The organism is Alkalibacillus sp. S2W (assembly GCF_046764385.1).
GTDB lineage: Bacteria > Bacillota > Bacilli > Bacillales > Alkalibacillaceae > Alkalibacillus > Alkalibacillus almallahensis.
On the sequence record NZ_CP177234.1, the window covers coordinates 210,008 to 234,179 of the forward strand.

Annotated in this window: 29 protein-coding genes and 1 riboswitch; of the genes, 22 read left to right on the top strand and 7 right to left on the bottom strand. The window is 39.4% G+C overall.

What is annotated here, in order from left to right; all coding sequences use genetic code 11:
* Positions 1-255 precede the first annotated feature (255 nt).
* The gene (locus tag ACKXGF_RS01200; protein WP_411954499.1) at positions 256-363 is read right to left on the bottom strand and encodes a DUF6007 family protein; all 108 of its coding nucleotides are present in this window, start codon (positions 361-363) and stop codon (positions 256-258) included.
* A gap of 165 nt (positions 364-528) precedes the next feature.
* Between ACKXGF_RS01200 and ACKXGF_RS01205 the strand changes: the two genes are divergently transcribed.
* Positions 529-1,047, top strand: coding sequence for a GNAT family N-acetyltransferase (locus tag ACKXGF_RS01205; protein WP_411954500.1), 519 nt, complete (start codon positions 529-531; stop codon positions 1,045-1,047).
* A 49-nt stretch (positions 1,048-1,096) separates the two neighbouring features.
* Here the strand turns inward: ACKXGF_RS01205 and ACKXGF_RS01210 are convergent, their stop codons facing one another.
* Complete coding sequence (locus ACKXGF_RS01210) at positions 1,097-1,669, bottom strand: thioredoxin family protein (protein ID WP_411954501.1); 573 nt, start codon at positions 1,667-1,669, stop codon at positions 1,097-1,099.
* A 405-nt stretch (positions 1,670-2,074) separates the two neighbouring features.
* Between ACKXGF_RS01210 and nhaC the strand changes: the two genes are divergently transcribed.
* The 8 genes from nhaC to ACKXGF_RS01250 all read left to right on the top strand — a co-directional run bounded on the left by nhaC (position 2,075) and on the right by ACKXGF_RS01250 (position 8,640).
* Positions 2,075-3,496, top strand: coding sequence for a Na+/H+ antiporter NhaC (gene nhaC, locus ACKXGF_RS01215; RefSeq protein ID WP_411954502.1), 1,422 nt, complete (start codon positions 2,075-2,077; stop codon positions 3,494-3,496).
* Between the two features lie 206 nt (positions 3,497-3,702).
* Complete coding sequence (locus tag ACKXGF_RS01220; protein ID WP_411954503.1) at positions 3,703-4,674, top strand: PstS family phosphate ABC transporter substrate-binding protein; 972 nt, start codon at positions 3,703-3,705, stop codon at positions 4,672-4,674.
* Positions 4,675-4,766: 92 nt separating this feature from the next.
* Entirely contained in the window at positions 4,767-5,696 is a 930-nt protein-coding gene (gene pstC, locus ACKXGF_RS01225; protein ID WP_411954504.1) for a phosphate ABC transporter permease subunit PstC, read from the top strand.
* Positions 5,697-6,575, top strand: a complete 879-nt coding sequence (gene pstA, locus ACKXGF_RS01230) for a phosphate ABC transporter permease PstA (RefSeq protein ID WP_411954505.1) — start codon at positions 5,697-5,699, stop codon at positions 6,573-6,575. It begins immediately after the preceding gene.
* 12 nt (positions 6,576-6,587) lie between these two features.
* Entirely contained in the window at positions 6,588-7,373 is a 786-nt protein-coding gene (gene pstB / locus ACKXGF_RS01235) for a phosphate ABC transporter ATP-binding protein PstB (RefSeq protein WP_411954506.1), read from the top strand.
* An 18-nt stretch (positions 7,374-7,391) separates the two neighbouring features.
* Positions 7,392-8,048: a phosphate signaling complex protein PhoU gene (phoU, locus tag ACKXGF_RS01240; protein ID WP_411954507.1), complete on the top strand. Its 657-nt coding sequence runs from the start codon at positions 7,392-7,394 to the stop codon at positions 8,046-8,048.
* 183 nt (positions 8,049-8,231) lie between these two features.
* Positions 8,232-8,384 (top strand): DUF2512 family protein, encoded by a 153-nt coding sequence (locus ACKXGF_RS01245; RefSeq protein WP_411955540.1) that lies wholly within the window; start codon positions 8,232-8,234, stop codon positions 8,382-8,384.
* A gap of 76 nt (positions 8,385-8,460) precedes the next feature.
* The gene (locus tag ACKXGF_RS01250; RefSeq protein WP_411954508.1) at positions 8,461-8,640 is read left to right on the top strand and encodes a hypothetical protein; all 180 of its coding nucleotides are present in this window, start codon (positions 8,461-8,463) and stop codon (positions 8,638-8,640) included.
* Between the two features lie 89 nt (positions 8,641-8,729).
* Here the strand turns inward: ACKXGF_RS01250 and ACKXGF_RS01255 are convergent, their stop codons facing one another.
* Positions 8,730-9,884, bottom strand: coding sequence for an MFS transporter (locus ACKXGF_RS01255; RefSeq protein ID WP_411954509.1), 1,155 nt, complete (start codon positions 9,882-9,884; stop codon positions 8,730-8,732).
* 186 nt (positions 9,885-10,070) lie between these two features.
* Between ACKXGF_RS01255 and ACKXGF_RS01260 the strand changes: the two genes are divergently transcribed.
* Positions 10,071-10,508 (top strand): OsmC family protein, encoded by a 438-nt coding sequence (locus tag ACKXGF_RS01260; protein WP_411955541.1) that lies wholly within the window; start codon positions 10,071-10,073, stop codon positions 10,506-10,508.
* A gap of 68 nt (positions 10,509-10,576) precedes the next feature.
* Complete coding sequence (locus ACKXGF_RS01265; RefSeq protein WP_411954510.1) at positions 10,577-11,239, top strand: haloacid dehalogenase type II; 663 nt, start codon at positions 10,577-10,579, stop codon at positions 11,237-11,239.
* A gap of 44 nt (positions 11,240-11,283) precedes the next feature.
* Here the strand turns inward: ACKXGF_RS01265 and ACKXGF_RS01270 are convergent, their stop codons facing one another.
* Positions 11,284-11,937 (bottom strand): SDR family oxidoreductase, encoded by a 654-nt coding sequence (locus ACKXGF_RS01270; RefSeq protein WP_411954511.1) that lies wholly within the window; start codon positions 11,935-11,937, stop codon positions 11,284-11,286.
* 169 nt (positions 11,938-12,106) lie between these two features.
* Here ACKXGF_RS01270 and ACKXGF_RS01275 point away from each other — a divergent pair, with 169 nt between their 5' ends.
* Together ACKXGF_RS01275 and ACKXGF_RS01280 are read left to right on the top strand one after the other, a co-directional pair.
* A complete protein-coding gene (locus ACKXGF_RS01275) occupies positions 12,107-13,330 on the top strand; it encodes a dicarboxylate/amino acid:cation symporter (protein ID WP_411954512.1) in 1,224 nt (407 codons plus the stop codon).
* A gap of 103 nt (positions 13,331-13,433) precedes the next feature.
* Positions 13,434-13,835 (top strand): nucleotidyltransferase substrate binding protein, encoded by a 402-nt coding sequence (locus ACKXGF_RS01280; protein ID WP_411954514.1) that lies wholly within the window; start codon positions 13,434-13,436, stop codon positions 13,833-13,835.
* Between the two features lie 34 nt (positions 13,836-13,869).
* Here ACKXGF_RS01280 and ACKXGF_RS01285 read toward each other — a convergent pair whose 3' ends face one another.
* Both ACKXGF_RS01285 and ACKXGF_RS01290 read right to left on the bottom strand, forming a co-directional pair.
* Entirely contained in the window at positions 13,870-14,355 is a 486-nt protein-coding gene (locus ACKXGF_RS01285; protein ID WP_411954515.1) for a DUF1189 family protein, read from the bottom strand.
* 44 nt (positions 14,356-14,399) lie between these two features.
* Positions 14,400-14,654 carry a DUF1450 domain-containing protein gene (locus ACKXGF_RS01290; RefSeq protein ID WP_167263522.1) on the bottom strand — a complete coding sequence of 85 codons (255 nt, stop codon included), beginning with the start codon at positions 14,652-14,654 and terminating at the stop codon, positions 14,400-14,402.
* Positions 14,655-14,824: 170 nt separating this feature from the next.
* Here ACKXGF_RS01290 and ACKXGF_RS01295 point away from each other — a divergent pair, with 170 nt between their 5' ends.
* The 5 genes from ACKXGF_RS01295 to ACKXGF_RS01315 all read left to right on the top strand — a co-directional run bounded on the left by ACKXGF_RS01295 (position 14,825) and on the right by ACKXGF_RS01315 (position 18,016).
* Positions 14,825-15,532 (top strand): EAL domain-containing protein, encoded by a 708-nt coding sequence (locus tag ACKXGF_RS01295; RefSeq protein WP_411954516.1) that lies wholly within the window; start codon positions 14,825-14,827, stop codon positions 15,530-15,532.
* A 118-nt stretch (positions 15,533-15,650) separates the two neighbouring features.
* Positions 15,651-16,301 carry a hypothetical protein gene (locus ACKXGF_RS01300; protein WP_411954517.1) on the top strand — a complete coding sequence of 217 codons (651 nt, stop codon included), beginning with the start codon at positions 15,651-15,653 and terminating at the stop codon, positions 16,299-16,301.
* Positions 16,302-16,410: 109 nt separating this feature from the next.
* Positions 16,411-16,653, top strand: a complete 243-nt coding sequence (locus ACKXGF_RS01305) for an indolepyruvate ferredoxin oxidoreductase subunit alpha (RefSeq protein ID WP_411954518.1) — start codon at positions 16,411-16,413, stop codon at positions 16,651-16,653.
* A 112-nt stretch (positions 16,654-16,765) separates the two neighbouring features.
* Entirely contained in the window at positions 16,766-17,095 is a 330-nt protein-coding gene (locus ACKXGF_RS01310; protein WP_411954519.1) for a YrhK family protein, read from the top strand.
* Between the two features lie 315 nt (positions 17,096-17,410).
* Positions 17,411-18,016, top strand: a complete 606-nt coding sequence (locus tag ACKXGF_RS01315; protein WP_411954521.1) for an alpha/beta hydrolase — start codon at positions 17,411-17,413, stop codon at positions 18,014-18,016.
* Positions 18,017-18,079: 63 nt separating this feature from the next.
* On the opposite strand, the gene ACKXGF_RS01320 is transcribed toward ACKXGF_RS01315, so the two are convergent.
* The gene (locus ACKXGF_RS01320) at positions 18,080-19,120 is read right to left on the bottom strand and encodes a C45 family autoproteolytic acyltransferase/hydolase (RefSeq protein ID WP_411954522.1); all 1,041 of its coding nucleotides are present in this window, start codon (positions 19,118-19,120) and stop codon (positions 18,080-18,082) included.
* 392 nt (positions 19,121-19,512) lie between these two features.
* Between ACKXGF_RS01320 and ACKXGF_RS01325 the strand changes: the two genes are divergently transcribed.
* The 4 genes from ACKXGF_RS01325 to ACKXGF_RS01340 all read left to right on the top strand — a co-directional run bounded on the left by ACKXGF_RS01325 (position 19,513) and on the right by ACKXGF_RS01340 (position 24,125).
* Complete coding sequence (locus ACKXGF_RS01325; RefSeq protein ID WP_411954523.1) at positions 19,513-20,490, top strand: rhodanese-related sulfurtransferase; 978 nt, start codon at positions 19,513-19,515, stop codon at positions 20,488-20,490.
* Between the two features lie 76 nt (positions 20,491-20,566).
* A riboswitch (SAM riboswitch) is annotated at positions 20,567-20,678 on the top strand.
* Between the two features lie 90 nt (positions 20,679-20,768).
* Complete coding sequence (metX, locus tag ACKXGF_RS01330; RefSeq protein ID WP_411954524.1) at positions 20,769-21,806, top strand: homoserine O-acetyltransferase MetX; 1,038 nt, start codon at positions 20,769-20,771, stop codon at positions 21,804-21,806.
* Between the two features lie 12 nt (positions 21,807-21,818).
* Positions 21,819-23,138, top strand: a complete 1,320-nt coding sequence (locus ACKXGF_RS01335; RefSeq protein WP_411954525.1) for an O-acetylhomoserine aminocarboxypropyltransferase/cysteine synthase family protein — start codon at positions 21,819-21,821, stop codon at positions 23,136-23,138.
* 12 nt (positions 23,139-23,150) lie between these two features.
* Positions 23,151-24,125: a homoserine dehydrogenase gene (locus ACKXGF_RS01340; protein ID WP_354221720.1), complete on the top strand. Its 975-nt coding sequence runs from the start codon at positions 23,151-23,153 to the stop codon at positions 24,123-24,125.
* Positions 24,126-24,172 lie beyond the last annotated feature (47 nt).

Consider the following 24,172-nt stretch of genomic DNA (forward strand, 5'->3'; position numbering starts at 1 on the left):
AACTAACCACAGAATTCCTCGTACCATATACTTGATTGGGATTAGGATTAGCTCAGGGATAAATAACAAGACGTCGAACCAGTTTTCAAAACGGTTTCGACGCTTTGGTTCATTTTTACTCACGTTAAGTCACCTCATCTTAGATAAAGAAGTTAATTAGTTAGCTCTGTTCTTAAAATAATTCACTGTCGAATGAAAAGCCATTATTAATCAGAAACTAAAAAACACGACGATGATTAAGTTCACGAAAATACTTCAAATATGATCGTCTGGCAAATACACGAATAAGAAAAACATCGGAATTAAAAAGATTAAATCTAATATGCCCATACGATTGAATACATTGGTTAATTGACTGTCCATAGATATTGCTCCCATTGCGATGTATGATTATCTTAATAATTTGAATCATTATAACATAATTTGGAATAAAACGTGATTACCTAATCAGTTCCATGATATGATGTTTATTATAATATAAAGCAAAATAGGTGACATTGTTGTAGAAAAGTTTAAGGAGTTGTGCTAATGAGCGAACAATTATCGATTCAACCACTTCAAAAAGACGATCTTGATTTTCTATATCAAATGCGAATCAACTCAGATGTGATGGATTATTGGTTTGAAGAACCTTATGCTTCGAAAACGCAAATGGTTAAATCTTACGAAGCTAACCTTGAACAAGATTCACATCGGTCGTTTATTTTATATCATGGTAAGGAAAAAATAGGGTACTTAGGGTTATTTGATATCGATTGGCGACATCGCCATGCGGAATTTGCGATTATGATTGATCCAGCATTTCAAGGGAATGGGTATGCGACACGCGCAACAGAATTTATGATCGATTATGGCTTTAACCAGTTGAATTTACATAAATTGTTTTTGTATGTGGCTCAATCGAACGAAAAAGCAGCCTATATTTATGAAAAAGTCGGTTTTGAGCGTGAAGGCTTCCTAAAGCAACACTTCTTCATAAATGGTCAATACTGTGACGTGATCATGATGGGGTTGTTGCGTGAAAATGTTATTAATAACGGAAACTAATTTAAAAGCCAGAACGGTTTCAACATTGAAATCGTTCTGGTTTTTTGTATTAACGACTTTGCGTATCTTGAATGGATTGTTGAACGGTTTGCTGAAAGCTCTCATACACATCATGCCATAAAAGTTCGTCATTCGTGAAACGACGTGTTAAGGCTTTAATCATATCTTTTTGAGCTGCTTGAAATTCAGGGTCATCTTGATCAGGTAATGCCGCCGCATATTCATCAACGAGTGCCTGCGCTTTTGGTGAGCGAGGTCCCCACTTACCCACCACTTCCCCGTCTTGATTAAGGATTAAAATAATGGGAATTGAGCGACTGCCGTTGGTTAAATGACGGTCAATTAGTTCGGTCTCTGAGTCACGTAAAACAACGCGCATATCGATATTAGCTGCTTCAGCCACTTGGCGAATAATTGGATTGATCATCATCGCATCCCCGCACCAGTCTTCTGTAATGACGAGAAGATGAAAGGATTTTTCACGTAATGTATGAGCTAACTCTTGATCAGGTAATGTGAAAGATTCATAGACGCTATAGCTTTTATCTTTTAATTGGCTCATGTTTTCCATATAACTTTGAATTGATTCAGCTTCGTTAAAATATTGTTCTTCACTTTTCATCTTACCCCACCTTTGTAACTATCCTGTTAGATTCATCTTAGCACGAATGGAATAAAAAAGTAGATTCAAGGGATTAACGCTAATTTAAAAACTCAGTTAAAGTTTAGTGTTGTTTATTGTAAGGATTAGCGCTTAGTTGTTGAATTGTGAGTAGCGAAGGTGGCGACTCCTGCAGGAACAGCACGTGTCTCGAGACCCCGCAGGCCACGCTTTTTGGCCGAGGAGGCTCGAGCCGTGCCTGCGGAAAGCGTCCACCGGTAGCGGATCACAATATCAACAACGGACTTTAGCAGAAAAAATATATTGACAGGGATCATGTTACCCATGTATGATACAATTTAAATACTTTTTTAGATAAAAGCGTTTAAGCGTTTAAGTGATTAAGTTTATAAAGGGGAGTTCATAATGGGAGATCAACATGATTTCCGTATTCCAGGTTGGGAAGCGGCTTTAATTTTATTATCGATGTTAGCGATTATTGGGGTGTCGCTCGTATCGTTTGGAGCAGACCCGCATGTGCCAATCCTATTCATTATTATGGGGTTAATGGTGTGGGCGAAATTACGGCGATTTGAATGGAAAACGATCGAAAATGGGATGATCAAGGGCGTACAATCAGGGATTGTACCTGTAATTATTTTCTTATTGATTGGCGTATTAATCGCTGTTTGGATGAAGTCTGGAACAATACCGACATTAATTACATACAGCTTTAATATTATCTCGGTCGATTATTTCTTAGTCAGTGTATTTATTGTGACATCGATTATTGCAGTGTTTGTCGGTAGTTCTTTTACAACGGTGTCAACGATTGGCGTCGCTTTTATCGCGATTGCGACAGCACTTGATGTGAATTTAGCGATGGCAGCAGGTGCCATTGTGTCTGGGGCTATGTTTGGTGATAAGATGAGCCCGATGTCAGATACGACGAACTTAGCCTCATCTGTGAGTCAAGTGGATTTATTCGAACACATTCGACACATGCTTTGGACGACTATACCAGCTTTTGTCATTACAGCACTAGCCTTTGTGTTTTTAAGGTTTGATTCGACACAAGCTAATATTAGTCAAGTTGAGTCATTAATCCAAGTTTTCCAAACGGAGACGACTGTGCACTGGATCGCGATGATTCCAGCACTACTCATGCTCTTGGCTGCCGTGAAAAAGTTTCCAGCGATTCCAACGATCTTGTTAGGCATTGTGAGTGGTTTTCTTGCCTCGCTTGTATTACAGGCAGGTTCAATCAATATTTCAGAATGGATGACCGTCGTTCAAGCTGGTTTCGAAACATCAACAGGCAATGAGCAAGTTGATTCAATCCTTAATCGTGGCGGGATTCAGAGCATGATGTGGGCTGTTTCCTTGCTATTACTCGCATTATCAATGGGTGGAATGTTATCTGAGTTAAACGTCATTCACTCATTAATGGTCTCAATTCATAAATGGGTTGAAACGCGAGGTAGAGCAGTGCTCTCAACCGTTCTGACTGGTATAGGTATTAATTTAACGCTTGGTGAGCAGTATATGTCGGTTATTTTACCGGGTGAAGCGTATGCAAATCGTTATCAGGAAATGGGATATGAAGGGAAGCATTTATCGAAAGTCTTAGAATCTAGCGGTACAGTTATTAACCCATTAATTCCATATGGTGTTAGTGGCGTGTTTATGGCAAGTGTGCTCGGTGTACCTGTGTTATCCTATCTTCCGTTTGCGTTTTTCTGCTTGCTTTGTCCGATCATCACGATTATTTACGGATTTACAGGTATTTCGATGAAACGACACGATGATGTTACTTCTAACATGCGTTCATCTGTTTCATCTTCATAAAAGATTAAAAGTAATCAAGCCTTATGAGTTTCTATTGAACTATACTCGTAAGGCTTTTTTTGTGATAAAAGCGCCACATCAGTTATTTCAGTGGCTTTACAAAACCTTTACTGAACCTTTACACGCACTTAATGTTATTTTTCTGAATCGTGTTATAAGCTTAAGTTGTTCAAACATTTATGAAAAATAAGAGGGGGTTTTGAACGATGCAGAAGAAAATATTGAGTTTATTCATGTTGGTTGCGTTACTTCTAATCGCTGCATGTGGAAATGGTGATGGAAGTGGCAATGGATCGAGCGAAAATTCAGGTGATAATACGGGTGAGGCAACTGAAACCGCATCAGGTGATGTTGCAATTGACGGTTCATCTACTGTTTTCCCAATTATGGAGGCTGTCTCAGAAGAATTCCAAAAATCACACGAAGATATACGTGTAACAGTTGGTGTATCTGGTAGTGGTGGTGGATTTGAGAAATTCATCAACGGTGAAACGGATATTAGTAATTCATCTCGTTCCATTAAAGAAGAAGAGAAAAGCGCACTTGAAGAAAACGGCATTGATTACACAGAAATTGAAATAGCATTAGATGGTTTATCAGTCGTTGTAAACAAAGAAAACGACTGGGTTGAAGAGTTAACCATTGAGCAATTGAAACAAATTTGGTCTGAAGGATCTGATGTTACTACATGGTCAGATGTAAACGAAGAATGGCCAGATGAAGAAATCGCGTTTTTTAGTCCAGGAACGGATTCAGGCACTTACGATTACTTCAGTGAAGTTGTATTAGGCGAGAATCAAATTAAACGTGATGCGGCTTTATCAGAAGATGATAACGTCTTAGTTAACGGCGTCACAGGTGACAAGAATGGAATTGCATACTTTGGTTACGCTTATTACCTTGAAAATAAAGAAGATTTAAACGTTGTTCCGGTTGTTAATGGTGATGGTGAAGCTGTAGAACCAAGTCAAGAAACAATCCAATCAGGAAAGTATGAACCACTTTCTCGCCCAATGTACATTTATGTTGCGAATGAGTCAGTACAGAATGATGCTGTATATGAGTTCTTAACGTATACGTTAGACAATGCGGGCAAACTAGCTGAGGATGTCGGTTATGTTGGATTTTCTGAAGAAGATTATGAAGCAGCACAGGAAAAGATAGATAGTCTAAGATAATAACCATTTAATAAATCTTGATCAAACGAATATAAGGGGGGGTGCCCTCTTTATATTCGTTTATATGTTAAGACAGTTGAGGAGTATGCTAGATGAAATCAACTCGAGAATTAATCCAAGAGAAACAATCAAATAAAAATATAGGAAGTATCATGGAGAAAATCATTCCAATTGTTTTGCTTATGACAGCGATTATTTCGGTGTTAACGACAATTGGTATTGTTATTACACTACTGGTTGAAACCGTGACGTTCTTCCAAAGAGTGAGTATTGTTGAGTTCTTCACTTCAACTGAATGGTATCCATTTTATGAAGCGGACCCTTCTTATGGGGTATTGTCGTTAATTGCTGGTACCTTATTAATCACGGCGATTGCAATGGTAGTCGCTATTCCAATTGGACTGGGAGCAGCCCTTTATTTAAGTGAGTATGCTACAGAAAAGGTTCGCGGAATTGTTAAACCCATTTTAGAAGTATTAGCAGGGATTCCGACTATTGTATATGGTTTCTTCGCTCTGACATTTGTGACGCCATTAATCAAAAATCTATTTTTCTCTGATTTATCGATCTTTAACGCATTAAGTGGTGGGGTTGTTGTTGGGATCATGATTATTCCAATGGTAGCGTCTTTATCGGAAGACGCGATGCGTGCGGTGCCAAACCATATTCGTGAAGGAGCATTCGCGATGGGGGCAACACGTCTCGAAGTTGCCTTAAAAGTTGTACTTCCAGGCGCTTTATCGGGTGTAATTGCTTCGTTCGTCTTAGCGATTTCGCGTGCTATTGGCGAAACGATGATTGTTGCGGTTGCAGCTGGTTCGACACCGAAATTCACGGCTGATCCGACGGAATCGATTCAGACGATGACCGCTTATATTGTGCAAGTGAGTCTCGGTGATGCAGGGTACGGGTCAACTATTTACTACAGTATTTATGCGGTCGGTATGACACTCTTTGTCTTTACGTTACTCATGAACTTATTATCCCAATACATTTCCCGTAAGTTTAGGGAGGAATACTAAATGTCATCAATCGATAAACAATTAATTCAACGTCAAATGGGTAAACGAACCTTTCAAAATAAATTATTAAAAGCCCTTTTCTTTATGTGTATTGTCTTTAGCATATTAGTACTAGGTGTACTAATTATACGGGTTATAACACAGGGTGTTACGCACTTAGATTGGGATTTTCTAACAAGTTTTGCGTCACGCTTTCCAGAAGAAGCTGGGTTTAAGGCAGCCATTGTCGGTTCTTTATGGCTCATGGTAATCGTAGCGCCAGTCTCCATCTTTTTAGGTGTAGGCACGGCCATTTATTTAGAAGAGTATGCAAAAGACAATAGATTTACACGATTTATTCAGATGAACATTTCTAATCTAGCAGGCGTTCCGTCTGTCGTATTCGGGTTATTAGGCTTAACCTTTTTCGTCCGACTAATGGAAATGGGGCGCAGTATTATGGCAGGTGGATTAACCCTAAGTCTACTAATCTTGCCTATTATTGTTGTTGCAGCCCAAGAAGCCATTCGATCAGTACCCAATGATCAATATGAAGCTTCCTTCGCGATGGGGGCTAGTAAATGGCAAACGGTTCGTCGGATTGTTTTACCGTCTGCGATTCCAGGGATTTTGACGGGAAGTATTTTGGCTTTATCCCGTGCGATTGGTGAGACGGCACCGTTACTGATGATTGGGGCACTCACATTTATCGCTTATCTGCCTGAGAATGTGTGGGACGGATTTACGGTCATGCCGATTCAGATCTTTAATTGGACAGGACGGCCGCAAGAGGAGTTCCATCTCGTCGCTGCGTCAGGAATATTGGTTCTCCTATTCTTACTGATTATTATGAACTCGATTGCGATCTACATTCGTAATAAGTTCTCGAAACGTTACTAAGGAGGTTATTGTATGACACAAGCGCAACAAACAGCTGTTAAACATGATGCAATTTACTCGATTAATCAATTTAATCTTTGGTATGGGCAAGACCATGCTTTGAAAGATGTCACATTTGATATTCCACAACATCAAGTCACAGCTATTATAGGTCCATCTGGTTGCGGGAAGTCGACGTTTATCAAGTCGTTAAATCGTATGGTAGAAATGGTGCCTGTCGTTAAAATGGCAGGTTCAATTAACTATAAAAACAAGAATATCTTTGACCCGAAATACCAAGTCGAAGAGTTAAGAACCGATGTGGGCATGGTGTTCCAAAAGCCGAATCCATTTCCGAAATCGATTTATGAGAACGTTGTCTATGGTCCGAAAATTCATGGTATTAAGGATAAACAAACGCTTGATAGTATTGTCGAAAAGTCACTCAAAAGCGCGGCTTTATGGGATGAAGTGAAAGATCGTCTTCATGAAAACGCATTTGGTTTATCGGGTGGTCAGCAACAACGTCTTTGTATCGCTAGATCCCTTGCGATTGAACCTGATGTCATTTTGATGGATGAGCCGACTTCTGCATTAGACCCGATTTCGACCTTAAAAATAGAAGAATTAGTTCAGTCATTGAAAGAGGAGTACAGCATTGTGATTGTCACGCATAATATGCAACAAGCTGCACGTATATCAGACAAAACAGCCTTCTTTTTAAACGGTGAAGTGATCGAATATGATGATACGAATCAACTATTTTCCAATCCGTCTGATCAACGTACAGAAGATTATATTACGGGTCGATTCGGCTAAATAGCGGAGGTGCAAGCTATGGTAAGAGAGAATTTTACTGAACAACTTGATCATTTGAATAGTCAGCTAGTTGAGATGGGTCAACTCGCACAAAAGGCGATTAATCAATCCATTCTAGCCTTACAAAATCAAGATGTTGATCAAGCACAAAAAGTCATTGACGATGATGACAAGATCAATCATTTAGAAGAAACGATTAATGAAGAAACAATTTGGCTAATTGCTAAAGAACAACCATTAGCTTCTGACTTGAGGCGCTTAGTCTCTACGTTGAAAATCACAACTGATTTAGAGAGAATTGGTGATTTGGCGGTCAACATTGCGAAATCAGTCATCCGTATAGGTGATGAGCCACTCGTTAAGCCACTAGAGGATATACCACAAATGGCAACGATCACACAAGAGATGGTAGAAGATGTGTTAAATGCCTATGCATCAGAAGATTTGGTCCAAGCACAAAAAGTGGCCGACACAGACGATCAAGTAGATGAATTATATGGACAGATTGTTCAAGAGCTAATGGAAATGATGGCAAAACATCCTGATCAAATTGCTCAAATCACCCAATTAGCTTTTATTTGCCGTTTCTTAGAACGCGTCGCTGACCACACGACGAATATTTCAGAAGGCATTATCTATCTTGTAAAAGGTAAAGTTTATGATCTGAATGAATAATTGTATACATCATGCTTATTAAAAATTAAAACCAAGTCTATTCCTTAAGACGACACGTCATGATCAAGGCGTGTCGTCTTTTTTATATTAGTATCAATTTATAAAAACAAAGTGGTACTTGCGATTAACAGTGGTTAATTGTTACACACTAAATGTATATTTTGCTAGGTACAATGCAAACTAATCGCAACGATCTCAGACTTCATTATGTCATTTATGGTCGTCTATTTTATGTTGCGTATGATGGCCATTGATATTCCATTATTTGAAGTGTCATTATTTGCAGCGTTTGGGATCACTGTATTTGAGGTATTTTTTTCATTTGTAGGTGCTTAACGAACATGATGTCGAGCCGGAGAGTAGAACGGAACACAGACGACCACATCAATTACAAACGGAGGTGTCAGATGAATTGGCTCCTGATTATGAACGCGAAAGAGAGCGGGTTCAGCAAGAGAAGACGCGAGAAGAACTGGCAGATGAACTGAATCCAGGTGATTTTGACGAAAAAACAGGTCGACCAATTAATGACCGAAATGATGATATAACAGACGAGTTAAACCCAGATGACTTTGATCAACGAAGAGAGTAAAAAGAGTGATGAAAATCCCCTTCTTAAAGACGGTAAGAAGGGGATTTCATAATTTTTCTCTATAATACGCATTCATGAGTTCGTTTGAATTAAGCGGTTCTTTTCTCTAAAACCAAATGATAAATTGAGAGGGAAACTGTACCCACTAATGCAAAGAAACCTAATATCGTATAGAGCATATTCGCATCATAGTAATCAATAATTGAACCACCCATAAGAGAGCCAATGATACCAGAAACGCCGAAAAAGACGGTGTGGAACATTAAATGTCCTGTACCTTGAACGACTTTAGGGATGAGTCGAGTGATATAGTCAAAAGCCGTTAAGTACATGACAGCGAAAGTTAAACCATGCATGAACTGTAGCGCAATGACAATCCAAGGGTCTTGGATAATCCCGAATAGAAACCAACGAATCGTGTATAGAAGGCCAGCTGCTATGATGAAGAATAGCGTTTTATATTTACGGAACCAATAGCCAGCCGTCGCAAAAATTGCTGCTTCACTGATGACCCCGACAAACCACGAAATACCGACTAAACTTTCTGTACCACCTAATTCTGCAATATAAATACCGATATAACTGTCACTCGTACGATGTGTGATCGTGATGAACATAATTAATACGAGGAAAGTCATGAGCTTCCCGTTCTTGAACAGTTGTTTAACACTCTTGAGATTGACGGATTCTTTAGCAGGTTCAGCATCAGTTAATCTGAACGCGACGATTAATGCGAATGCGCCGAATAACAAATACGGCCAGATGATGTTTTCAATGTTGGTCCATGTTAAATATTGTCCAACAGCAAGAGAAGATACCGCGAATCCGATTGATCCCCACATTCTAATCGACCCAAATGAAATATGGAGTTCATCTGCTCGTCTTTGTGATAAGCTATCTCCAAATGCTGTAATCGGTGCTGAGAAGAAATAGAGTAAAAAGGCAAATAGTAAAATGAGTACTAAACTATAAACATTGAAAAAGACCATACTAACAGGAAGTAATATGGCTAATAGTAAGACCACAATTCTTTTAACAGTTTTAAGCTTATCGCTAATATAACCCCAGAATGGTTCGGAAATCAGGGCTGCGAGTGGCCCGATGGCAAGCACCCAACCAATTTCTGTTCCAGATAAGTTCAAATCTTGCAAATAGAGCGGTATGTAACTCAATATAATCGTATGTGTCGCGTAAAACGAAAATAGAAATAGTTTTAACGGTGATAGGGATTCATTTTGTGTCATAAATTCTCTCCGATTTTGAAATAGTTAAACACTTAGATTATCGTAACATGTTTAGAGGTTATAAAACAGAACACGACTTTTAGCAAAAGTGATTAAATACATGGCGTATGATTTTCAAAGAGATATTCTCGGATCGGTTATTATATTAGTGAAAAGGGGAAAGAAAAGAGTTAGGAGGGATTAATGATGGCCAAAATGGTTGAAAAAATTGAAACACAAGCTTCTGGAATGAAATCTGTTACCCAGTCAGGTGATCATAATATTGTGATAGACGAACCGCCGAAAATGGGTGGTTCAGATGAGGGACCTAATCCGTTAGCTACGCTGCTAGCATCCTTAGCAGGTTGTGAAAATGTGATTGCGAACATGGTCGCTCAAGAAATCAATTTTGACTTACAAGGCATTGATTTCTCTATTAAAGGAGAACTAGACTCTGACGGCATGATGGGGAGGTCTGATGTTCAGCCTTACTTTCAATCTGTAATGGTTGAAGCGGAAGTGCACACATCTGAGTCTGCTGAACGCGTTAAAGAACTTCAGGAAACAGTTGATGCTCGTTGTCCAGTTTTTACTGCACTAGAGGCAGCGAATATTGATATGCAAGTTGAATGGAAGAAAGCTTAATTTAGTGTGGAAGGGGATCATCAATTTGGTGGTCCTTTATTTTTGATTGAGAAGAGGAGTGGATGAGGATGACTCAAACGGTTGTATTCGATGTGTATGGCACGTTATTCGATGTGCAATCTGTTCAAAATCAATGTGAGATCATCTTTCCTGATAAGGGAAGTGAAATCAGCCAAGTGTGGCGTGAAAAGCAGCTTCAATATATGTTTTTGCATGAGCTAATGGGCCATGATGTGCAGTTCGATGATATTACAGAGCGCACATTAACCTACGCTGTGAATTCAGTAGGTGAAGATTTAACAGAAAAGTCGCGTCGAAAGTTGATGGCTGGTTATCAGCAACTGACATTATACGACGAAACACAATTTGTCTTATCTTACTTGCGTGAAAAGGGATATCAGCTTGCTGTGTTCTCAAATGGGACAGATAATATGTTGCGCGGTTTGTTGAATGAATCAGGCATACATGGAGATTTAGATGCTGTGTTAAGCGTTGATTTAGCAGGCCACTTTAAGCCAACAGTTAGTTCGTATCAAGTGGTTACCGATCAGTTGAACATCAGTGCTGAAGAAGTTTTATTTGTGTCGTCTAATGGTTGGGATATTGCTGGTGCCAAAAACGCAGGCTTTCAAGCAGCTTGGATTAACCGATCTAATGGTCCTGAAGAGGTATTAGGCTTATCACCAGATTATGAGGGTGAGAATTTAACGGTATTAAAATCTATTCTGTAGTAAAAGAGGCGATCGTTAATTGGAACGATCGCCATTGTTATTAGTTATTTTAAGGATTGAATAGCCTGATTAATCTCTTTGTCGCCTTGGACGACTTGGAATTCTTGGCCAATTGTGCTGTCATGAACCAAGCTTTCCAAAATCACGCGCGCAATATCTTCGCGTGCGACTTGATCGGGTTTTGTTTGTTCAGCCAGGCTTACTTTGCCAGTTCCTTCGTCATTGGTTAAACGTCCAGGATGAATAATTGTATAATCTAAACCTGAATCACGTAACCAAACATCGGCATAATGTTTCGCTGCGACATAAGGCGAGAATGATTCGGGCGCTTCTTGAATTGCTTCACGGGTCGTGTCGAATGAGCTAATCATAACAAAACGTTTGACGCCCGCTGCTTTCGTCGCTTCAATGGTTTTTACGGCACCATCTAAATCAATCATCATCGTCTTATCTTTACCGGTATGTGGCCCTGAACCAGCCGTGAAAACGACAGCGTCGACATCGTCTGCTGCTTTTCGGATTGTTTCAATGTCATCCTCTAAATCAACAAGAGCAACTTCTGCTCCTAAATCTTCAAAATAGCTTGCTTGTTCTTGTTTGCGAATCATGGCTTTTGCTTGCAGGTCATCATGATCTTGAATGAATTGTACTAAATGCTTTCCGATTTGACCGTTTGCTCCGACAACTAATACTTTCATTTGTATCATCCTTTCTTCATTCAATCTATCCCTAGCGTAAACAAATATATAAAAGAAAGTCTATTATCATGCTTAATAAATTTAATGTTTGACAAAATAAGTGCAGTCGCATAGTATAACTTAAAGTAATAATTCTTATAGGAATACTTGGTTTTTGGAGGTGTACGTGATGAAATCAATGTTATCGGCTTATTGGAATGGGTCACTGATTGTTAAGATATCAGTTGCTTTAATACTAGGAGTTTTAGTGGGACTCGTTTTCGGCGAAAGCGTTGTGCCTTATTTGAATCCATTTGGCGAGCTGTTGATTCGTCTGTTGAAGTTTTTAATTTTACCGCTTATTTTGTTTACACTTATTGTTGGTGTTAACCAAACGAATATTCGTGATTTGGGGCGTATGGGTGGTAAAGTATTAGGTTATTACACCGTGACTTCTGCAGTTGCTATTATTGTCGGTGTTTCAATTGCCTTACTATTAACTCCAGGTGAAGGGATGTCATTGAATCCAAATGAAAGTTATGATTCACCCGATCACCCAGGGATCTCAAGTGTGCTGTTAAATATAGTACCGGAGAATATCGTAACGGCTTTTACTGAGTTAAATTTACTCGGTATTATATTTACTGCGATTACCTTTGGCGTTGCTTTAGCTTATATGCGTCAATCAGATGCCTTGAAACAACAAGGTGAAATGCTTTATCAAGTGATTGAAGCGTTGAATGAAGCGACATTTAAGATTATGCGTGTCATTCTTCAATATTTACCAATTGGTGTCTTTGCGATTATCGCGACAACTGTTGCCGAACATGGAATGGACACATTAACATCGCTTGGTGAATTCATATTAGTCTTATACTTGGCGTTATTCGCACAATTAATCTTGTATTTAATCTTTATGAAGGTGACGGGTCATTCACCTTGGGAATTCTTAAAAGGTGCAAGAACAGCAATGATTACAGCCTTTGTCACGCAGAGTAGTTCGGGGACGTTACCTGTAACATTAAATGCTGCTCGTCAGATGCAACTACATCAGCCTTTATATAGCTTTAGTTTACCGTTTGGCGCGACGATTAATATGGACGGTGCGGCGATTCGAATTGCTGTGTCAGCGGTGTTCGCTGCAACAGTGATTGGTGAGCCATTGTCAATTGTTGAAGTGCTAACCATTGTTATTATTGGTACATTAGCATCGATTGGAACAGCTGGTGTGCCAGGTGCAGGGATTGTCATGATTGCGACGGTGTTTGCCCAGTTAGGTCTACCGATGGAAGCAGTCGCGTTATTGACAGCAGTCGATGCATTAGTTGGTATGGGCTGTACAGCACTTAATGTGACAGGTGATTTAGTTGGTACGAAAATTATTAATCGAAGTGAAGCGAAAAAACAAAATTGATGGCAACCATATAGACAAACCTCCTAACACTGTTGGGAGGTTTGTTTTGTATGCTTTGCTCTTTTACAATAGAATGAGACTAATTATGAATGGAGTATATACAATGGAATCAAGTAAATCACTACGCTGGAAGCAGCGATTTGAAACGTTTGAGCAAAGTTTTATTAAGCTTGCACCCTTTAATGAAGAGCTCTTTGAAAATGAATTGGAAGAAGCGGGGTTCATTCATTTCTTCGAGGTTGCATGGGAGCATGGTATAAATACAATCATTGATTATTTGGATGCTCAGGAATTACCTGTCGATTCCCATCGACAAGCAATTAAAGAAGCGAAAGATTTTCCGTTTGTTAAAGATGACAAAGTCTGGTTAAAAGCCTTAAACAGACAAAATCTTACGCTATATATTCATACGGATAAAGTTCGTCATGAATTAATTGAAGATATTCAAACCCACTATTTCGACCAGCTCAACCACTTTTATCATACATTGAAACAGGAATTATAAATAAATTAAACGCCTCATTGCGATAATGAGGCGTTTAAGCAGACTTTCGTTTTGGGAAAGTCATTATCATTTTGTATAACAAAATATATAACAGACCTATAGGAATAAGCATGAAAAGCCAGTGTGACCATTCCATGATTCGTATGATGACGACGATCAATATAGGCAGTGTCAAAGCATACCCCGTCATTTTCCACAATTGATGATAGGCGAGTTTCCGTCTTGCCATCGTTCGAATCATATAAGCAATCCCTGCTAGCGCAGAGACGCCTGCTACTGTTAAGAACATGATGATAAACGGAAGTAGTACAATCAATTGCGTAATAAATAGATCTAATGAACTTCCACCTTCTTCGGTTAAATAGCGGTACGTAATCCGAATGGTGTCTGGTAAACACAGAGTGGTCATTAATAGTAAGAGATAGACCATTGTATCACGCATGGTTTCACGATTTAATGCAAATAATGCCTGCTTTTTAGGTAGTTTGAGACTGTTTCGTAAAATTCTAGCCATCGTCATCATGCGTCATTCCTTTTTGGTTCGAATCATCTATTTAAATCGATTTAAAGTTCATCGTTAAATGCTGCTAGTTCTTCGTCGATTATTTTTCTTACTTTATCTATGCATTGTTCCGGCGTCTTACCAAAGACACGTCGATTATTAACGAGGGCAAATGGACGCATAGCGCACATGCCACAGTTATTGAGGCAACTGTTTTCCAATACCGCGACATCAGGGTATTCGGATTCAATGATCCCTTCTAAATCGACTTCGGTCATCAAGTTGCCGTCGCAAATTTCTACGACTACGATGCCCATTGTTCATCCTCCTAACACAATTAATAGGGCCAACCAACATTATATCGTTTTTCGGCTTGTATACCAAAGGAAATACTTGATGGACTTTATTTAAACTAAAATATCTTTTATTGCGTGGCTATTCATTTTAATAGTAATACCAAGTTAATGAGTTAAAGGAGTGTTTTGACATGTCAGTAGATGTGGTCCGTCAATTAATTGATTACCAAGCCTTCTATCACCGATTCCAGCCGATATTAAATTTAAATAGTCAAACCATTGTTGGTTATGAAGCATTATTGCGATCTGAGTGGATTGATGCTCCTGATGATTTTTTTCGGTCGATACAAGATCCAGAGACATTACTTAAACTAGATAAACTATCAATTAGCCATGCTGTTAAACAATTTAATGAGAGTGATGTGTCTTCTGGGATGTTATGTATTAATGTGTTACCATCAACAGTTTCAACAGTAGACTTCCCATCATTCTTGTATGACCTGATTAACGATTATCATCTGGCTCTTGATCAAATCATTGTGGAGCTAGTCGAACTAGAAGCGATTAAAAATCTTGAGGCACTAAAAGAGTCTGCCCAGCAACTGAAAAATTATGGTTTTCAATTGTCGATAGATGATGTAGGCAAGGGGTCGTCTTCATTTCGATTGATGATTGAATTGGAGCCGGATATTATCAAAATGGATCGTTATTTCACTTCAGAATTGGCTTACTCAACGCTTAAACAAAAAATGATTGAGTCTCTGATGGGTTATTGTAAAGAAACCAATACACAATTTATTCTTGAAGGTATTGAAGCCGCCAGTCACTTGGATGTAGCACGCCAATTAGGCGTTGAACAAGGTCAAGGTTATTATTTGGCAGAGCCCTTCTTACTCTAATTGTTTTGAAAGAATGTCGAAAAATTTCGTAACACGTAACTTTTTGATTGACAGCGATTTCATAGATATATAGACTAGTATTTGTCAGAAAAATAGAACAAGTACTGGGAGGAGTTTCATGAAACGTTTAGTCATGTTCCTATTTGTTACGATGCTAGTATTAGCAGCTTGTAATGGTGGGGGAGATGAGTCATCAGAAGATCAAGAAAACAGTCAAGATGGAAGTGAAGAAGTAGAGAATGAAGAAGGTTCTGATGGAGAGAGCAGTTCTGAAAATAATGGAGATAGTGGTTCAGAGGAAGCCTCACTTGAAGAACAAGCTTTAAATGTGATGCGTGATTATAACGCTGTCATGGAAGAATCATATGAAGCTGGTGCAGAAGCGGACTTTGAATCAGTTGATGAGTTTGCTCAACATCTAGTCGATGAAGCACCGATTACAGAAGCACAAGCTAATGAAGTCGCGAGTGAAGCACTTGAAGGTGAAGAAGGCAGCTTAACTTGGGCTGAAAAGGACTATACGTTCTTGTTCGATGAAGAGCTTGCTTCAACAGTCGATTCGTTAGAGCTTATGGAAGATAATCTACAGGTAAGCATGACAATTGATGAAGGCGAAGAGTATCGCGGTAACTATGTTTACAATGTTGTTAATGTTGACGGCGAATGGAAGTATGACAATTTCCAATTTGGTTATCTACAAGGTGAACATCCTGATGATCAAACTGAAGAAGAATCAAGTGAGGAAGATAGTAGCGAAGACGAAGAATAATGACTCTATCTCGATAAGGCCTTAGCTATTAAGCTGAGGCCTTATCTTTATTTGTTTGAAGATAAGACTGTTTAAGGTAAAATGGAAGGGATAGAAGGAGGTAATTCATATGGCGTTTGTCATTACAAGCCCTTGTCAAAATGAAAAGGCAGCAGAATGTGTGGATGTCTGTCCTGTTGATTGTATAGAAGATGGTGGGGATCAATTTTACATAGATCCTGAAGTTTGTATTAACTGCGGAGCGTGTGTATCAGTTTGCCCCGTTTCAGCTATTGTAGAGGATTTAGAAATGATGCCAAGTGATGAAACTTATTTAGAAAAAGCAGAAGCCTTTTTTAATAACAAATCATAGCACTTAATCCAAGAGAATGGCCAAATATTCGGTCATTCTTTTTTTATGTTTTAATTGATCCTTTTAAGGATATAGTCTTATGACAATGTCATGTTTTAAGGAGGTTGATGAAATGACATTAAAACAAGAACAAGATTTAGTTGATGTTAATCAATTGTCTCGCGAAGCCTATATTGATGAACGAATGAGAAGTCATAATCGATTTTATAAAGATATTTATAATTTGTTGTATACAATCAATGATTTTACGATTGCTACATGGTTTTTGGTAGGGAGTGTGTTTTTCTATTTTGAACCGTTAAAAGTGTGGGGAGTAACGCTGTTTGTCCTAGGCAGTTTTCAATTGATGATTAAACCGACGATCCGTTTAGTTCACGAGATCAAAGCGCGTCGTTATTATGGTGAAGAATATGATGAGTTAATAAACCAGTCCCAGTCCTAATATAAAAGCATCCCTAGATTTAGATCCAGGGATGCTGTCGTTTGTTGGGGGAATAAGTGTAATACTTCATTATATAATGGCTATACTTTTGAAGACTTAAAGCATAGAAAGAATCCACCCGATTACGACGACTGCACCTATAACCATTAAAATTGTGCGTAACATATGATCACCACCTTAATGAGTTCTTAAAGTTACGCTTCCCCAATTAACAAAATGACAAACATAAGGCAATCATTTTGAAGTTAAGATAAATAAGTGGTAAGATATTTTTTAGATTAACCAGTAATTATTGGTGGTTAAAGGAGTGACACGATGAAGCATATTTTTAAAGAAGGCGAAAGCCTAGATAACCCTACATTATTATTGTTACATGGAACAGGTGGCACGGAAGAAGATTTGTTACCACTTGTCGATTATATTGACCCAACTGCTAATGTGTTAAGTGTGAGAGGGAATGTATCAGAAAATGGCATGCCTCGTTATTTTAAACGATTAGCGGAAGGTGTGTTTGATGAAGAGGATTTGATTTTCCGCACGAAGGAACTATATGAGTTTCTTGATCAAGCAGCTAAAGATTATGGATTTGACCGTCAGAATGTCATTGCTGTAGGGTATTCCAATGGTGCTAATATCGCAGGTAGTCTGTTATTCCATTATCAAGATTCACTGCGTGCAGCGAGCCTGCATCATCCAATGGTGCCGAGACGAGATATTGATTTACCAGATTTATCAGGTAAAGGTGTGTTTATAGCAGCTGGAACGAACGACCCAATTTGTCCAGCCCAGGAATCTGAAGACTTGAAGGCTATTTTAGCCGATGCTGGAGTAGACGTTAAGCTTCATTGGGAGAGTCAAGGTCATCAGCTGAATTTAGGTGAGATTAAAGCGGCTCAGGATTGGTATCAACAATTGGATTAAATATAAATTAAGCCTCAAAAGGAATCTTCCTTTTGAGGCTTTTTACATGATTGAATCATTTGATTAATCCATATGAGCAAACGGGAGCTCCGTCTCAACTTCTCCGTACATTTTGTCTAGATTCACATTCTCACCGTTTAACCAGTCGCCAAAGTTAAATCGTGTAGGTTCAGCATCACCACCAAGTGCAAACCAAACTTCACGTTCTTTAGGGAAGTAGGCAGAAGTATGAATAGTGCCTGACCAACTTTTATAGTTGTCTGCGAAAATGCTACCACTTCGGTCATTCATTAATTGAAAAGCAATATCTGCACTCATATTTGGATATCGTTGATGATTGATGGCTTCTTCGCGCTCGTAGGAATCGCCAAGGTAATGACGATTTTCATCGGTTAGTTTTTCGAAATGGTTCGTACAAACATTAGCTGTACGAATGGCAACACCTCGTGGGCTTGCTTCTACGACGTAGGTTTCACCATTAGGGTCTAATAATATATAGCTAAATGCGTTTCTGTGAGGTAATGATTGTAATAGTTGCTTCGCTTCTTCAACATTTTGGCATGTTTCTAAAATCATTCTTCCGATCATATAGCAGACAAAACCAGCTTCAGGTGTTTTACGATGGGTGAAATTATAAGCCATCACTAGACCATGTTCATTCATGCCATCCATGCGACCAGTTAACCGTGAAGTGGGTCCAATCGTTGCATAACCACCATCACTGGGTTGGAATAAACTAAAACGACCCTCATAGGTTTGAGGATGATAATCGTAATTGCGAATCATATAGTCTTGTTCAGTTAAGATTGAGCAACCACTTCGGTTTATTTCTACTCGATAGCCGCCAAAGTCACGTAATACTTCTTCTAGGGGCATTTCTAATCCATCGCGTAAACCTAACAATTCATCCCACATTTGTGGTGCGAATCGCATAAATTGTTGTCTTGTTTCATCGATATCAATCTGGAAGCGTGGCCGTCTTACTTTCCAATGTTTCAATCGGTTATGTATGATTTTTGTTCCCTTTAAGGCCTTTCCTTGTTCCAGACCAAAATGGTAATGACTACCTCTGTATTGAATGATATGACTTTCGATTGGTTTCATGGCTTCACCTCTTTCGGACTATCTCAATTACTTTATCATGGATTAACACCATTTTAAATGTGAACGCTTGATTAACCTTTTGGTGAATTGATTTGGTTGCTGATTTTCTTATGATATTATATAATACAGTGTTGGTAACTATAGATAAAATTAATTAAAATATGTAGCTAAGCTAAAGTTCGTTGTTGAACTGCGCTCCGCTTTCGGTGGACGCTTTCCGCGGGCACGCTCAAGCCTCCTCGGAAGAAAAGCGCTTCCTGCGGGGTCTTGAGACTCGTGCTGTTCCCGCAGGATTCGCCACCTTCGCTTCTCGCAGTTCAACAACTTAGTGCTAAATCAATTGAAATCAACACTAAACTTTAGTAAAGCAAAAAAATAAAAGCAAGGTGATCATGATGTCTAATAAGGATTACAGAGTATTGCTTTATTACAAGTATGTTCCGATTGAGGATCCGGAAACATTTCGTGATGAGCACTTACAATTCTGTTTTGACCTAGGATTAAAGGGTCGTATTTTAGTTGCTGAGGAAGGTTTGAATGGGACTGTCTCAGGAACGGTGGAACAAACGAATAAGTATATGGAAGCTTTACGTGCTGACCCACGTTTTGCAGATATTGAATTCAAAATTGATGAAGCGGATGATCATGCATTTAAGAAGATGCATGTTCGCCATCGTGATGAAATCGTGAACTTAAGCTTGGATGAAGAAGAAGACGTGTCACCCATGGAAGATACGGCTGAATTTCTTGATCCGAAAGAATTCCATGAAGAAATGCAACGTGATGATGCTATCATTCTAGATGCGCGTAATGATTATGAGTATGATGTTGGCCATTTTCGTGGCGCCATTCGCCCGAACATTCGCACATTTCGCGAACTACCTGATTGGATTAAGGAAAACAAAGACATGCTTGAAGGTAAACGTGTCTTAACGTACTGTACAGGTGGAATTCGTTGTGAGCGTTTTACAGGTTGGTTAAAGGACGAAGGTATAGATGATGTCGGTCAGTTACATGGTGGCATCGTCACATATGGTAAAGACCCTGAAGTTCAAGGAGATCTATGGGATGGTCAATGCTATGTTTTTGATGAACGCATTACAGTACCGATTAATCAAGTTGAACACAATGTCGTAGGTCGCGACTATTTCACAGGTGAGCCATGTGAACGTTATATTAACTGCGCGAACCCGGATTGTAACGAACAGTTACTAGCTTCAGAAGAGAATGAACATTTCTTTATGAGAAGTTGTTCACCTGAATGCCGTGAGCACCCTCGCAATCGCTATATCGAGGAACACGGTTTATCTGAAGAAGAAGTGCAAGCGAAATTAGCTAAGATTGAAGCTTCAAAAAAACAAGAGGTTTAATCTGGTTATTGACTTAAAAATAAGTAAGTGGTAAGATGCATATAATTTAATTAACAAAATTGTATAACAATTTAAACTCTTATCAAGAGTGGCTGAGGGACTGGCCCGACGACGCCCGGCAACCTTCGAACAACGGTTTGAAAGGTGCTAATTCCTGCGAAGCAAGTGTTTGCTTTGGGAGATGAGAGAGACAAATGGATTCGTCTATTTACACCTCTCTATCTTTCAAAGATAGGGAGGTTTTTTTATGGTTTTGAAAGCGAAAGGATGACAGCAATATGAACCGAGTCACTGATCGTGTAGCTATTCCGAACGTGACGTTAGAGTCAGGGACGTTTCTTGAAGAAATTGAACTTGTTTATGAACGCGCTGGAACAAAAGGTAAACCCATCATCCTCGTTTGCCATGCTTTAACAGGCAATCATATCACAGTAGGTACAGAAGATTCCCCTGGATGGTGGCGAGGGTTAATCCATGAAGGAGGTTATGTTGATCTCGATCAATATGAGGTGATCACTTTTAATACATTAGGTGGATGTCATGGCTCTACAGGGCCCTTATCGCTAAGTCCAGAAACGGGCCAGATATATGGTGCTGATTTTCCGACTTTAACAGTCCGTGACTTAGTCGAGATTCAATTTTTAGCTTTAAAAAAGTTAGGTGTTCATCAACTCCATTCTGTTATGGGAAGTTCATTAGGGGGCATGCAAGTGCTGGAGTGGGCGGTGATGTATCCGTGGTTTATTAAATCGATTATTCCACTAGCAATTACACCTCAGTTCAGTGATTACGCAATCGCGTTTAATCATATTTCGGCTCAAGCGATCCGCCAAGATCCTAATTGGCAGCAAGGAAAAATCCCGAAAGACGGACTTGGTTTAGCACGTTCGATTGGCATGATTACCTATCGTTCTGCGCCGTTATTCCAATCGCGGTTTAACCGAGAGCACGATGGTGATCAATATCAAGTCGTGCATTATTTAAACTATCAGGCAGAACAAATTGCCGAACGTTTTGATGCGAATAGTTACTTAGTTTTGTTAGAGGCGATGAACAGTCATGATCTTAGTCGAGGACGGGGTGATTTAGAACAAATATTTTTTGATTGGCAAGCCCCTGTATATGCATTTGGTTTTGAACATGACTTGTTATATCCGCCAGAAGATATCCAAAAATTTATCCAAGATCTTCAAGCATTTGATAAGGAAGCCCGTTATATACATGTTGATACAGCATTTGGTCATGATGGATTTTTAGTTGAATTTGATCATTGGGGACCAGAAGTTGAAAAGGTCCTTCAACAAATAGATAAATAAGGAGCGATTAATATGAGTAATCAAGAACAGTATCGAGTCGAAACAATTGGAATTCACGGTGGTTTAGAAGCAGATCCAGCAACGGGAGCACGCGCATTACCGATCTATCAAACGAACTCTTATCAGTTCAATCATACAGAACACGCAGCAAATTTATTTTCTTTACAAGAAGAGGGCTTTATCTATTCACGTATTGGCAACCCAACAGTCGGAGTGTTTGAAGATCGAGTGGCTCAGTTAGAAGGAGGCATTGGTGCTTTAGCTTTTTCCAGTGGTATGGCGTCGATTTCAGGTGCGATTTTTAATTTAGCTGAAGCAGGAGATGAGATTGTAGCAGCTTCTACGTTATACGGAGGCACATATAACTTATTTTCAACGACATTGCCGAAGCATGGCATTACGACACACTTTGTCGATCCAACTGAACCGGAAAATTTCCGCCAAGCAATTACACCGAATACGAAAGCGGTGTTTGCTGAGACGATTGGAAACCCTGGTTTACACGTACTAGATATAGAAAAAGTAGCAGAGATTGCGCATGAAGCAGGTGTACCATTAATCGTTGATAATACATTCCCGACACCTTATTTACTTCGTCCAATCGATTATGGAGCAGACCTCGTCGTACACTCAGCAACGAAATGGTTAGGTGGCAATGGCACGACACTAGGTGGTGTGTTAGTTGATGCTGGTAAATTTGATTGGAATTCGCCAAAGTTTCCGGGCTTTACGGAACCTGATCCGAGTTACCACGGCATTGTATATGCTGAAGCACTACCTGAGGCCGCATTTATTACGAAGGCGCGTGTTCAAGTGCTTCGTGATACTGGGGCGACATTAAGCCCATATAATGCCTTCCAATTAGCGCTAGGGCTTGAAACATTACATGTGCGTATGAAAGAACATGTTGCGAATGCCCATCGCATTGTCGAATATTTAGATCAACATCCAGCGATTGATTGGGTGCTATATCCAGAAAAAGACGACCATCCATCACAGTCATTAGCGGCTAAATATTTACCTAAAGGTGCTGGATCAATTGTGGTGTTTGGTATCAAAGGTGGAAAAGAAGCAGGTGCTTCTGTAATTGATAACGCTCAATTATGGTCGCATTTAGCTAATGTCGGTGATGCGAAAAGTTTAATTATTCATCCAGCAAGTACGACGCATCAACAGTTAAATGAAGAAGAACGCAAAGCATCTGGCGTAACTGAAGATTTAATTCGCTTATCTGTTGGCATCGAACATGTCGATGATTTAATTGCTGACTTAGAGCAAGCGATTGAAACAGCGACTGGCAAAATATCACAGGTAAGTGAGGTTCATTCATAAAGGAGGCTTGTTATGGAGCCGATTCGTGTTGCATTATTAGGTTTTGGGACAGTGGGTCAAGGAGTTTATGATCATATAGAAAAAGAACAACAATCATTAGCGCAAACGTTAAATCGCCCAGTTCAAGTAACGGCAGTACTCGTCAATGATGAATCGAAACATCGTGACGTGGCGAACCATGTCTTACTCACGACCAATATAGATGATGTGCTAGCTCAACCGATTGATATCGTGGTTGAAGCAATCACAGGGGTTGAGTCAGCGTATCAATACGTCACAGAGGCCATTGAACAGGGATGCCACGTGGTGACTGCCAATAAGGCTATGTATGCAGCAAAAGGCGGGCAGCTACAAGACCTAGCTGAAGAGCATAGGGTGAACGTAAAATACGATGCTGCTGTGGCTGGTGGCATTCCGATTATTGACACGCTAAACCAGATTCATCAACTTGAATCCGTTCATCGGATCGAAGCGATTTTAAATGGAACATCCAATTATATCTTAACCGCGGTTGCTAAAGAGGGATTAACCTTTCATGAAGCGTTAACTCAAGCGACACGACTCGGTTACGCAGAAGCGGATGCAAGTCATGATATTGATGGATTTGACGCCTTGAATAAAGCTTATATATTAGCCGATTTACTTCGAAAAGATCATCAGGAGATCACAGTCATTCGTCGAAAAGGCCTTGATCAATTGCAATTAGATGAAGTTCTGAATAACCCAACTAATCAAGTATTAAAGCCAATTGTAACGATTAATGCTACATCAGAATCTGCGATTGAGGTTGTTATTGAGCCGACGTGGGTTGATGAAAGCCATCCACTATCTTCGGTTGATGGCGTACAAAATGCGATTGTTATATCTAGTGATCGACTTGGATCTTTAAAATTAGAAGGAGCAGGAGCAGGTGAGAAACCAACTGCTCATGCAATTGTGCAGGATATTGTCAAAACGGTGAAAGAAGATAGTCGAATCTTAGTCTAGTTTTATACAGTATGGGAAATCGTCCGTTAGTAATCTATTCGTTATGT